The sequence below is a fragment of the Paenibacillus sp. NPDC056722 genome (assembly GCF_042790635.1).
In the GTDB taxonomy this organism is placed as follows: domain Bacteria; phylum Bacillota; class Bacilli; order Paenibacillales; family Paenibacillaceae; genus Paenibacillus_AQ; species Paenibacillus_AQ agri.
Genome location: NZ_JBHTYV010000001.1, coordinates 622,409 through 634,538 on the forward strand (window position 1 = coordinate 622,409; position 12,130 = coordinate 634,538).

At 43.9% G+C, this 12,130-nt stretch carries 13 protein-coding genes; 1 reads left to right on the forward strand and 12 read right to left on the reverse strand.

Annotation, left to right across the window (positions count from 1 at the left end):
• Window positions 1–21: 21 nt before the first annotated feature.
• The 8 genes from ACFRAM_RS03020 to ACFRAM_RS03055 all read right to left on the reverse strand — a co-directional run bounded on the left by ACFRAM_RS03020 (window position 22) and on the right by ACFRAM_RS03055 (window position 6,869).
• Window positions 22–711: a CAP domain-containing protein gene (locus ACFRAM_RS03020; protein ID WP_379464466.1), complete on the reverse strand. Its 690-nt coding sequence runs from the start codon at window positions 709–711 to the stop codon at window positions 22–24.
• Window positions 712–898: 187 nt separating this feature from the next.
• A complete protein-coding gene (locus ACFRAM_RS03025) occupies window positions 899–2,188 on the reverse strand; it encodes an SMI1/KNR4 family protein (protein WP_379464745.1) in 1,290 nt (429 codons plus the stop codon).
• Between the two features lie 66 nt (window positions 2,189–2,254).
• Window positions 2,255–2,740 carry a DUF2199 domain-containing protein gene (locus tag ACFRAM_RS03030; protein ID WP_379464467.1) on the reverse strand — a complete coding sequence of 162 codons (486 nt, stop codon included), beginning with the start codon at window positions 2,738–2,740 and terminating at the stop codon, window positions 2,255–2,257.
• A gap of 349 nt (window positions 2,741–3,089) precedes the next feature.
• Window positions 3,090–3,647, reverse strand: coding sequence for a peroxiredoxin family protein (locus ACFRAM_RS03035; protein WP_379464468.1), 558 nt, complete (start codon window positions 3,645–3,647; stop codon window positions 3,090–3,092).
• A 19-nt stretch (window positions 3,648–3,666) separates the two neighbouring features.
• On the reverse strand, window positions 3,667–4,389 hold the full coding sequence (locus ACFRAM_RS03040; RefSeq protein ID WP_175372559.1) for a cytochrome c biogenesis CcdA family protein: 723 nt from the start codon (window positions 4,387–4,389) through the stop codon (window positions 3,667–3,669).
• A 4-nt stretch (window positions 4,390–4,393) separates the two neighbouring features.
• Complete coding sequence (locus ACFRAM_RS03045) at window positions 4,394–5,062, reverse strand: hypothetical protein (protein ID WP_175372558.1); 669 nt, start codon at window positions 5,060–5,062, stop codon at window positions 4,394–4,396.
• Between the two features lie 42 nt (window positions 5,063–5,104).
• Window positions 5,105–6,196, reverse strand: a complete 1,092-nt coding sequence (locus tag ACFRAM_RS03050) for a sensor histidine kinase (protein ID WP_379464469.1) — start codon at window positions 6,194–6,196, stop codon at window positions 5,105–5,107.
• Window positions 6,186–6,869, reverse strand: a complete 684-nt coding sequence (locus ACFRAM_RS03055; RefSeq protein ID WP_379464470.1) for a response regulator transcription factor — start codon at window positions 6,867–6,869, stop codon at window positions 6,186–6,188. Before ACFRAM_RS03055 ends, ACFRAM_RS03050 begins: the two co-directional genes overlap by 11 nt.
• Before the next feature lie 448 nt (window positions 6,870–7,317).
• On the opposite strand from ACFRAM_RS03055, the gene ACFRAM_RS03060 reads away from it, so the two are divergent.
• Window positions 7,318–8,157, forward strand: coding sequence for a YitT family protein (locus ACFRAM_RS03060; protein ID WP_376767044.1), 840 nt, complete (start codon window positions 7,318–7,320; stop codon window positions 8,155–8,157).
• Between the two features lie 75 nt (window positions 8,158–8,232).
• Here ACFRAM_RS03060 and ACFRAM_RS03065 read toward each other — a convergent pair whose 3' ends face one another.
• The 4 genes from ACFRAM_RS03065 to ACFRAM_RS03080 form a co-directional block, all read right to left on the reverse strand.
• A complete protein-coding gene (locus tag ACFRAM_RS03065) occupies window positions 8,233–9,012 on the reverse strand; it encodes a methyltransferase domain-containing protein (RefSeq protein ID WP_379464471.1) in 780 nt (259 codons plus the stop codon).
• 139 nt (window positions 9,013–9,151) lie between these two features.
• Window positions 9,152–9,655 (reverse strand): DUF6933 domain-containing protein, encoded by a 504-nt coding sequence (locus ACFRAM_RS03070; RefSeq protein ID WP_379464472.1) that lies wholly within the window; start codon window positions 9,653–9,655, stop codon window positions 9,152–9,154.
• A 115-nt stretch (window positions 9,656–9,770) separates the two neighbouring features.
• Entirely contained in the window at window positions 9,771–10,895 is a 1,125-nt protein-coding gene (locus ACFRAM_RS03075) for a copper amine oxidase N-terminal domain-containing protein (protein ID WP_379464473.1), read from the reverse strand.
• 174 nt (window positions 10,896–11,069) lie between these two features.
• A complete protein-coding gene (locus ACFRAM_RS03080) occupies window positions 11,070–12,092 on the reverse strand; it encodes a serine hydrolase domain-containing protein (RefSeq protein ID WP_379464474.1) in 1,023 nt (340 codons plus the stop codon).
• Window positions 12,093–12,130: the final 38 nt, after the last annotated feature.

Below are 12,130 nucleotides of genomic sequence, written 5' to 3' on the forward strand. Positions count from 1 at the left end.
GGCCTGTTTTTTATAACGAGACTAGCCCGTAAATTCTTGAACCCACTCTTTGTTATAGTAGCCAATTCCAATTTCGGTGAAGCTGCTATTCAGGATGTTCGCACGATGACCAGGACTGTTCATCCATTGGTTCATCACTTCCTCCGCGCTTGTCTGGCCGTTGGCGATGTTCTCACCTGCTGAATTATAGGTGATCCCAAACGCCTTCATCATATCAAATGGGGAGCCATACGTCGGAGACTGATGGTCAAAATAATTGTTGTCGTACATATCCTGCGCCTTGGCCAGAGCCATTTTCGAGAGCGCACTATTTAAGCTAAGGGATTTCAAACCTGCTTTCGTTCGTTCTTGGTTCACCAGATCCAATACTTGCTGCACAAATTGGGATGAATCGCCGGATGCTTCTGGATTGGCAGACTTCTGCGGGTTAGTTGACCGCCCTGGATAAGCAGACTGCTGTGGATTGGCTGACGGTTCCGGGTTAGTAGCTGATTGCGGATACGCAGTCTGCGTAGGTGTTCTCTCTGTCGGCGTATTGTTGCCTAAAAGCCCCCCTAACAAACCCGAAACATCACCAGGTACTTGTGCTTGTTTAGCTCTAAGTATTGAATCCTTTGGAGCATCTGTGGAAATGGAAGAAGCTTGAGTTAAGGTTGACGCTGAAGCACCATGGCGAGCACGAGTCTCAACTTTCGTTTGTTTAGTTGTCATTTGCTTGTCAGCCGAATGATTACTAGAACAAGCCGTAACGAGTACTAGTGCTGCAATTACAATCAACGGTTTTATAACAATCCCTCCTGAACTGTCAAAGTAGTGACGTTATTCAGTAAAGTTTTTGTTTAGTTCCATTGATTTATTCATGATTTACCCTTATCAGCTCACATTAACAGGTGTTGCTTTAAGCAAGCCGTTCTAGCGCCTTACGGATGACTTGCTTTTCTTTTTTAAGCACAGCTGTGTCCAACGCCTGTTCGAGCAAGCTGCGGACCTGCTGTGCGTCCACATCACTATTGAACAGCACGTAATTCTCCGGCAGACTGGATAAGGCCGAAATGACAACCTGACGCTGTACATCCTTGCCGCTGAGCCAGTGTAAGATGTCGGATACTGAAGGCTGTGAATGGACATACAACGTATCCCAACCGTTATAAGGAAAAGACACCTTCTCCTCCATCCACTTCAGCACTTTGCCGCTTCCAAAATGCTGAAGCAGCGAATTCGCTTCATAACCACTCAGCTTATTCTGTTTCGCAGAGCCTTCCAACATTTCGAAGACCCGATTAAGTCCCTCACCTTCCGGCAGACAGCGTGCAGAAAGATAAGCACGAGTAGTGGGGCTCACTTTAACCGTTGGAGCTTCCGACCACAGTGATCGCACCACATCAGCTGCGTTCTCCTTCAGAACATCACCTGCACTGCACATTAAAGCATCGATTTGATTGGGATCTTGCTCTGCACTGGCTCGCTTCAACCAGGCTTGCAGCACTGCCTCTCCATCATAGCGGGCAAAGGCTGCTGCCACCTCCTTGTCCACCCCGTTCATCTCTGTATAGGTGATGAGCAGCGGAAGCTCCTCCTGAGCCTGTTCCAATGAAAGCGTTAGGTATTGATTCAGCCATGCCTTCCAGCGTTTGCTATTTCCACTCTCCAAATCCAAGCCGAACTCCCCGCAAAAATACGGATACTGCCATTCCTCGGCTCCGACACAACCCAGTTCTGTTACCCGGTCTACAAAAGCCGTTATGGATGGCGCAAGGAGCCGGAATTCTGCCGTCTCATGTGCCCAATGCACAACGGAAGTTCCGGAAGGACTGCCCAAGTCCAGCAGTAATTCATCCCCGTTACCGGCGACATGAAAGGTAAGATACCGCCGTTGCCCCTCCATTTCCTCATCGGCAAAATCGGAGAAACAAAGCTGATCTGTACCCCAGCCTATATCTCCACTCACATCAAAAGGTTTAATCGTCTCACATGGCAAGCTCCAGTATACTAATACTTTGCCCGAGCCATCCTTTAGCAGTGAACGGAACTCCTCAGGCAACTGGATTCTGAGCCGGGATTCAGCTTCAGCAATTTCCCGCTCTGGTGCAGGGTGATCAATGGTAATAAAGGTGCTTGCCCCCTTTTGCTCCAGGGCCTGAACAAGCCACTGCCACTGCCGCTTCCATGTGTCCAGTTTATGTTTCATCAAAATTGCTGCCTCCCTCCTATGTTCTACTTATAATTCATCAACTTGCCGTCCATCTCCTTACAACTACACGTGGTACACCAAATGAGCAATCTCCTTAACTCTTTCCATCGTAATTCCGTCCCTTTGTTCAACTGCAAGGGGATGGTCTGTTTGTTCTAATTCGATTAGCGGAACGACACCCACTTCTTGTGTATGTACCATTGTCTTCAATGACAACGTCGATATTGGATACATTGAAAGTTCAGTCGATAACCAGCCGAAATAAGGTCCTTCCTCTTCTCTGCCTTCTACTAACAATAATTCGTTCGCTCTAAAAAAATTCTCTTCACTAAGAGACACCCACACACTCCAAATAAACTTCTCATTACTACCCACTATTGGTATTTCAATATGCCCTCTAATAAAGAAGTGCTGTTCATCAATTACACAAAAATCGCCAGTTAATTCTGTTCTTTGCTCTTCTGGTACCAAATTAAAGTAGTGTGGTGCTTCAATTCCATAACATAATGGAAGTTCACTTAATTCGTTGTCACAATGAGGACAATTCATAATTTTGCTCCTTATTATATCTTGTTGGTTTACAGTACTATATATAAGACGAACTTAAGATTCTCACTCAAAGCTTGGTCGTTACTACGGTGATAGTTTGGACATCCGGTCGCGGTTGAAATCCGGTACAGCCCATGCTTCCGATGCGAGCTTTCCTGCGGAAAGCTTTCAGGCGAGCGCTAACGCTCCTGCAGTTCCAAACCTTCCCCTTCGTTCCTTCTCGCCCTTTGTAATTTCTTATATTCGTCCTATATAGACTGACCCCGATTATAAAAAATAGTGGCAGTCTTGGACAAGATAATAAAGTCCTAACTGCCACTTTTTTTCTGTTCAATTCTTATTCTAACATCTATTTCACTTCTGCAAGCAGTTCAGACATCATCTCATAATTCATAGCGCCCCGCACCTTCTCCCGTACGACGCCATCGGCATCCAGTACATAAGTCGTTGGGTAGGCAACGATCTGATATGTTTGCATAAGCTCCCCATCTTCATCCAATACAATTGGGAAAGTTAGCTTCTGCTCTTGAACAAATGGCTGGACATCTCCAAGCGCCTTTTCCGTTAAGGTCATATTCACCCCGAGGATCACTACATCTTCCGATTCATAATTCTCATAAATGCTCTGCATATGCGGCATCTCTACCCGGCACGGAGGGCACCATGTAGCCCAGAAGTTGAGCATTACTCTTTTCCCTCGAAAATCGGACAACCGCACTGGATTTCCACTCAGATCTTGTAATGTGAAATCTGGAGCTACTTGCCCTTTCTCAATACCAACATCATGACTTTCCGCTTCTGAGCTTGCGCTTTGCAGGGGTTGTTGCTCAGACTTGTTGAAGTATTCATATCCCCCATATAGTACTAATCCAATGATAAAGATGATGGCAATGACGTTTTTCTTCATATTAACTACCTCCAGTCTATCAAAAAGTAATATCCCATAACGTATATTTAGCCAGCCAAGCACTCAGCTGCTGCAGCTGCCCTGTGAACAGGAGAAGTCCCATCCCTAGAAGCAGTACCCCATTCACCTTCGATAACAGGGGCATCCATTTGTTCATTTTTTTAAGCACATTCATAGAGTATGTTAGCAGCCAGGAGATCAGCAGAAACGGAATACCGAGACCAAGCGAATACACGGCCAACATGCCTATACCGCTCCATAATGTATCAGCTGAGCCGGCCATCAGTAGAATCGAAGATAATGCCAGTCCAACACATGGACTCCAACCTGCTCCGAATGCAAATCCAGTAAGTAAAGAACGAATAGCTCCACGGTTATGTCCGCCTTTGGTCTCCCAGGTTTTGCCCGACATTAGAAAGGACAGATTGAGCAATCCGATCATTTGCAGACCAAAGATAATAATGAATAAGCCGCTTATTTTCTGAACCAAATCTCGTTGCTGAGCAAAAAATTGGCCGATAAAGCTGGCCGAAGCGCCCATGGCGATAAAAATCAGACTAAATCCCAGAATAAAAAAGAGTGATTGGGAGAACAATCTCCCTCTATGTACTACAAGCTTGCCGTCTTGCAGCGAGGAGCCTGTCAAATGGGATAGATAAGCAGGAATCAATGGAAAGATACAGGGGGATAGAAAAGACAACATTCCTGCGGCAAAAGCTACTACAATGGTAATGTGATTCATATCATCATCCTTTCTCGTTCTTCTCCTGGAAGTATGACCATACGGTTAGGGCTGCGGCTATTGCAATACATATGATTTGCAGCCGGCTAAATGAAAGCAGCCATAATGTACGGTCAGGCAACAGAAACTGAAGAACTACATGTCCAATTAGAAACCAAATGGCATACCCACTCCGGTCACCAAAGCGGGAGGTTCTTCGTGTCAGGAACAGGATCAACATGAATCCCCCTGACCATAAAGCGCTTAACTTATCATATAAAACAGGCTGATGCCCGGCTATAACCTGCAGTATGGGATAGATTAGCCAGCAGCCAGAGATGAACCATAGTCCGATATCCATCCATATTTTTATGGGCAAATTCTGTTTTCTCGATCGTACCCACAGGTAAAGTATTGCAAGCAGGCTCGCCAGCCACATCCCACGTTTGCCGCCGTCAAAATACAGCAAGCTTATAGGCGTCTCTATAAATTCAATGGGATATAGAAACATAAAGCTCCCTTTCCATACAAGCAGCCATATCCAGAATGCATTGCTTGCATAGGAGGTGAACAGCTCTTGTTCTGGAATATTCCGTAACCGGTAATGCAGCACAAGCCACCCGATTACTCCAAAAGTCATGTACATCACAAGTCGTCCGTTTATTAATAATGATCCGAGCTGGATATTATCCATAACCTCTGCCCTCCTTTCTGACCTATTCAGTGATATGATATTTCAGTTCTTGACCAGTTTGAGCGGTACCGTGATTGAAAAAGAATGCTTATCCTTGTCTGAAGTCAGCTCTACCTGACCTCCAAGTTTCCCCACAATCTCCTTCACGATGGCTAGGCCAAGTCCACTCCCCTTCATCCCTTCTCTACGCTGTCTGGAACCATCGGATTGGAAAAAACGTTCAAAAACCAACTCCTGCAGCTCCTCTGACAACGCTTCTCCCAAATTACATACTGTAATTCGGTAGTCCTCGCCTGCCACAACCCCTGATACCCAAACTATATGTCCCGAATTATAAGTAATTGCGTTCTGTATCAGATTGGTTAGGACCTGTCGCAAGCCATCCTCATTACTAACAATGACATGTGGTTCTAGAGAAACCTCCAAGGTGATCCCTTTGCGCTCTAGTTCTAGTTGAAAAGATTGCAAGCTTCGTGTAATGAACTCGTCGATGGGTATCCGGCTAAAAACCATACTGTCAGCCCCCCTGTCCTCCCAAAGGGATAGTTGGTGGAGCTGTTCCACAAGCCGTGTGATATGCTGCGACTCTTCCAACAGAGATAAATACAATTCCCGGTCTCCCTCAATAACACCACTGCTTAACGCCTCTAAATAACCATTCAAATTGCTAAGTGGCGTTCTTAAATCATGTGACACATTGCTGAGCATTACTTTACGATTCTGTTCCGTCCGCTGCAGGGTTAGGGTCATAGCATTAAAGCGCTTCGTCAATTCTCCAATCTCATCCCCAGCGGTTACTTGGATGGGCTCAGGATATGATCCTTCCATTAATTGACGAGTCGACTCTGTTAATCTTTTCAAAGGAGACAGAATCTTCTTAATAAAAATAAAATGAATGATGGCAGCCACAACAATGGCAAGCACACTTGCCCTAATAAGATAGAACTGCATGGTACGTTGAAAAAAATCATTTTTGACATCGCCCACAAGCTGATACTTGGCAACTAGCACACACGCGAAGTCTTTGACAGATACGCCTACTAACCAGATCACAACGAGCATCACCAGCACATTTACCCAAATCAATTTCCAAGCGACATACTGTTTCCATATATTCAGTTTCTTAATAGGCAACAAAGCGATACCCCATTCCACGTACCGTTTGAAAGAAGTACGGCGTCTGGCAGGATACCTCAATCTTCTCTCTTAGCTTACCAACGTGAACATCAACCGTACGATCGATCACAGACCGCTCATCATTGGGATAAAGCTCATTTAAAATTTGCTCACGGGACAAGATTTGATTGGGATGCTTCATAAGGAAGTGCAACAACTTAAATTCATGTTGCGTTAAGGCAATATCGACTCCGTTATACTTAACCTCACAGGATTGCGTCTTGATCATCAGTCCCCGGTAACTAATCTTGCTGCAGCGATTGGCCATCCGTTTGAGTATCGTATTGACCCGCACAACAACTTCTTGTGGACTGAATGGCTTGATGATGTAATCATCCGCACCCATTTGCAGACCTGCGATCCGTTCGGATTCCGTGATTTTAGCTGTGAGCATCATAATAGGAATATCGCTTTTCTGTTCATGTCGAATCCACCTGCATAATTGTTCACCGCTAAACTTTGGCATCATCAGGTCAGTAATTACGAAACAAGGCTCATCCTGTTGAAACATCTCTCTGGCCTCTTCTCCGTTCTGAGCCTCCATTACGCTATATCCTTCTTTTTCCAAATACAATCTTAAAAGCTTTCTTATTTTCATATCGTCTTCGACGATTAAGATGTCTTTTTGCACTTAGTTTGCTCCTTCCTTAACTATATAAGACAAACTTAAGATCCGAACATAAGGCTCAGTCGTCACTACGGTGGAATGTTTGGACTTCCGGCCGCTGTTGTCTCCAGATTTCTTTCTATGGTACCGCTGTTTGCGGTTGAAATCCGGAGACAAAGGCGGGCGCTGTCGCTCCTACAGTTCCAAACTTCCCCCTTCGTTCCTTCTCGCTTTTGTTACTTTCTTTTATTCGTCTTATATAGTAGTCCATTATACAAGACGAATTTAAAGAAATGTTAAAGCTGGATCGAACAGCTGACAATTTATCCTTATACAGAAGAGTGCATAATCGCAGCAGTACAGCAATCTTTGCACTTTTATGAGTCCTTAGTCTTTGAAAAAAAAGGATTGCCTAAGCTCACCGAGATGATATATAGTATTGTGATTATTGCGAAACGTAAGGATGGTAACAATGCTGAAGAAAATAACGCACGATCTTTTTTACTTAATACTTGGAGCATTTCTGTTTGCCTTAGCAGTCAATGTATTTGTCATTCCCAATGAACTAGGCGAGGGAGGAGTTACCGGAACTTCTATCATCTTGTATTACCTATTTCAATGGTCACCCAGTATAGTCAACTTAGTAATCAATGCTTTATTGCTGATTTTCGGATATCGATTCCTGGATAAGAAGATGATTATTTATACAATTATCGCCGTGTTGCTTCATTCCATGTTCCTCCATCTGACCCACGATTGGAGAATTCAATCTAATGAATTAATAGTGAATGCGATATTTGGGGGCATACTTGTCGGATCAGGCATTGGGCTGATCATTAAGGTTGGCGGCAGTACTGCGGGTACCACTATTCTCGCAAAGATCGCTAATAAATATCTCCATTGGAATATTAGCTACGCCCTGCTATTCTTTGATTTGATCGTTGTATTTGCTTCTTACTTCATTATCGGGACAGAAAAGCTTATGGTAACCATTATTATGCTTTATGTCGGTACGAAGGTAATGGACTTTATTATTGAAGGACTGAACCCTAAAAAAGCAGTTACGATTATCTCTAAACAGCAGGATAGAATCGCTGAACAGGTCAACATGGTCATGGACAGAGGCGTGACCGTGCTGCAAGGAAAAGGCTACTACAGCCAGGAGCCTAAAGAAGTGCTCTATATCGTCATTAGCAAACAGGAAGTGTCCACACTCAAGAAAATCGTTGAAAATGCCGATAAGGACGCCTTCCTGACCATTCATGATGTAAGAGATGTGTTTGGAGAAGGTTTTGTAGAATTATCAAAGTAAAAATAGCGGCCCATTCCCTTGTAAAGGAATGGGCCGTTTTAAATGGATTCAAGAGATATTTAGCTTTACTATTACTTATAATGATTTCGAAGCCTGAAAATACGCAGATTGCCCAACAAAGCTGATGATCTCCCCTGCATCTGCGGTAATGCGGAAAAACTCCCATGTGGCCGGTTCTGCCTTAATAAATTCAGCTTTGACTTCATCCTGCTCTTCTGGCGTAAGCCCCATCCGCTGGCACCAGCTCTGGAACTCAAAAGGCTTCTGAAAGCAAATTAAAGCGTCCAGTTGGAAATGGGTTTGTTCCAATTGTCCAATCCATTCTGATTTGGACAGGGCACGAACATGACTCCGATCACGCAATCGCTCAACCTCATTATAAAACTCCCCCAAACGACCATCTTCCGGAGATACATTATCAATTAGCTGCAGTTTGCCTCCTGGTTTTAAAACTCTGTAAGTTTCTCGCAAAAAAGCAGGTACATTAGGGAAATGATGGGCGGCAATTCGACAAGTCACAATATCAAACGAAGCATCCTCAAAGGGTAACTGCTCTGCATCCCCCTTCACAAATTCCACATTTCCGTGACCGTTCCCTTCAATAAACACTTTAGCTGAATTCAGCATCTCTTGCGTTAAATCCAAAGCAGTAACCTGCTTGACAAGAGGAGCAAGCGCATTCGCTACATGGCCTCCTCCTGTCGCAATATCAAGTACAGTCATCTCCTTAGTGGCCTGCGCGGCAGATACCAGCAGTGTCAGATCCTCCCCTTTGGCATGACGAACACTTGTTACATACTTCTCAGCATTCTTACCAAATTGCTGTTGTACTCGTGTCTTCATTTCCTCAGACATACATTAGCTCCTCTCTGTTTGTTTCATTAGATGAAACTATATATCATTAGATAAAACTTGATTTAAAATTATCATATTTAATAACAAAAAACAAGCCAGAGCACATGACCCATCATGTTCCGACTTGTTCGTAAAACTTTTATAAAGAGTATTTCCGAATCTCTTCTTTAAATACATCAATAGGTTTTTTATAGTCAATGGGTTTATGTATTGTTCTATTCAGCCATTTGTCCCTTTCTTCTTGATCTGCAAATTCCAATTGCGTTACGTCACAATACATTGTTATTTCTTTCATTGTCCCTAAGACACTTCTACTGTTAGTTTTGGAGATGTTCGTTTCGAGTCCCTCTTTCAAATAAGACTCTATTACTTTCTGCTCTATTCCTTCGCTTACTAAGTATTCAAACAGTCTTGAATGGAATTTATCTAATAAAATATTTAACTGCGAAGTTCTAACGCCATCAATTATGATACTTAGTCGACTAAGGTCATTGACAAATAAAATATGTTTTCGTTTATTCAATCGAATAATATTGGCATGCCAACTCAAGAGTGGTGAAATATTTTCGTACTCTACAGGTGTAATTTTCATATCTTTCAATAAAGTTTGGGTAAATCTTAAAACAAACATTCTTTTATTCATTCCTTTCCTTGTTCTTGCACAACTATCGCTTTCGCTCCTACAGTTCCAAACTTCCCCCTTCGTTCCTCCTCACTTTTTTACTTTCTTTTGTTCGGCTTATATAGCTGTAGTTTTATTATTTATTATTCCCACTCAAATTAAATTTGTACACCTTACCATCTCGTACGTATTCGTTCGTAAATAGCAGAGCATTGCCTTCTCGCTTCACAAACTTTAGATTGTCCCCAAAGAAGGGAAGATCATTGGTTTCCGCGAAGTTTTGCTGTTCGGGATCCAGCAGTTCTTTGTAAAGCAATGTTTCGGACCCTGTTTTACGGTCGATCAGCATGAGGAAACCTTGTTGATTGGGACGGATCAGTAGAAAATCATCATCCATTCCTTCCACCAAATAGGTATCAGATACACCACCGAGCTTGGTCAGGTCTAGGGTCTGGGTTACATTGCCCGTTCCATCTTCGATCAGACGCAATGTTTTCCCATCGGTTAGTAAGAGCTGATTCCCCGCAATTTTAACATTATTACCGTAACGCATATAGTATCCTACATTTGCCTGGCGAATGACCCCTCCGTCCTTGATAATCAACGTATACCATTTATTATGAATATGAGGTTCCCCATACACATCGGTCAAGGTCAGATAAATCAGGCCCTTCGGTGTCTTCTGAAAATCAAATGCAACCATATCGTACAGTTCTGATCCGAGGTTGGCCAACAGACGGGTACGACCAGAGGAATCTGTGACATATAAGCGCCCAGCCTTTTTATCCACCGTGTACGTATTTCCGCCGAATTTTGCGCTAGTACTGGAAAAGCTCTTTATTTCTTTAGCCGTATAGATTTTCTTGGCTGCATCCCAGCTGACGGTTTCGCCTTCTAATGACTTCACTAGGAAGTCAGCGGGTACATATAATTGTCCATTGGTTTCAAAAGGGACTCCTCCCAAACTGACCAATTTTCCATCCAGGACTCCCGTTTTACTTCCTATGCGAACAGCTATCTTTTTCTCCCATCCTGTAAACTCCACTCGCTTATGACCCTGGTCCCATACGCCCCGAAGTCCCGCTGCTTCCCAGTGGCCGGATGAAACATAAGTAATACCATCCTTAATCAGCGCTGCGCTGGTAGACTGGCCGCCTCCATCTGTAGTGTAGACGAAGTAAGCTGGTGTAGCTGCGTTGATTACTGGAGCCACAAGTAATGACGCAGCAAGTACGGGCGCTAATAACCATCTTTTGTTCATAAATTGACGAACCTCCCGTGTTAAAGAACGTTGACCTCTACGTAATCTATAGACGCAAACTACTCCGGAAGGTTGCTTTTTTATTCCATTTTTTGATAAAACGACAATTGTAACAGTCTTATGAGTAACCTAAATGATGTTGATCATACGCAAAATTATACGCCCTTTGTAGGCCTAGTCCATTACCGCCGGGATGATACATTCCTTAATCAGTGTCCACCGATCACGAGGGTTCATCATAAATTCCGACGCAATAGCCACGACCAGGTCTTTATCTGGAATACAGCAAATGGCATTGCCGCCATCACCCAGTGCGGAGTAGGCCGAGACTCCATCCTCTGTACGCAGCCACCACATATAACCATAATTATGAGCGTTCGGTGCTGTTGAATCGTCAATCCATGTCCCCGGAATGATCTGAGTCTGTTCCCAAAGGCCTCGATTCAGATATAGATATCCAAAACGCGCCATATCCCGGGGGGTTAACGTTAGGCCCCACCCTCCTGTCGAGTTCCCGCTTGGATCATGGACCCACCCTTTCACATCTTTCCCGAATAAAGTGTCGAAGCTAAATGATGTCATACCATGATCCGGAATTTCTTGCATACCGATAGGTTTGAATACACGCTCGTTAGCAAACTCACGGGCACTTTGTCCGGTGCTGCGTGTGAGGATGGCGGAGAGTAGATGACCCCCTGCGGTGGAATATTTAAAATCACCAATCCGCCCCTGCTGCCCCAGCATATCCAGCGTATATTTTACCCAGTCAGGTGCCATACACATCTTGTCTAGCGGTTCATGCCAATCCTGAAAGGGATATGGCACTGTCATCGTGAGCAAATGGCGGATGGTGATCTCGCTTTTCTGTGTATCCGCAGCCAGAGGAACATATTCCGGGAAAAAATCAAGTACCCTCTGGTCTACATTGTTAATATATCCTGCATCTATAGCAATGCCGACAAGAGCAGATAGGATGCTTTTCGTTACAGAGGCCACATGATGCTTATGTTCACGGCCGTAGCCATTAAAATATTTTTCATAGGCGATCTGCCCATGTCTCACAATCACGATACCGTTAATATTGCTGTACTCCGATATAATGGCAGGTTCAAGCGCCACAAGTCGTTCAGCGTTCATACCCAAAGTTGCCGGATCTGCAGCTTGCCATTCTGTAGAGGGCCAGAAGTTTTTTTGCATAATATATACCTCTCTCCATTGGATGATTTGAATTTCTT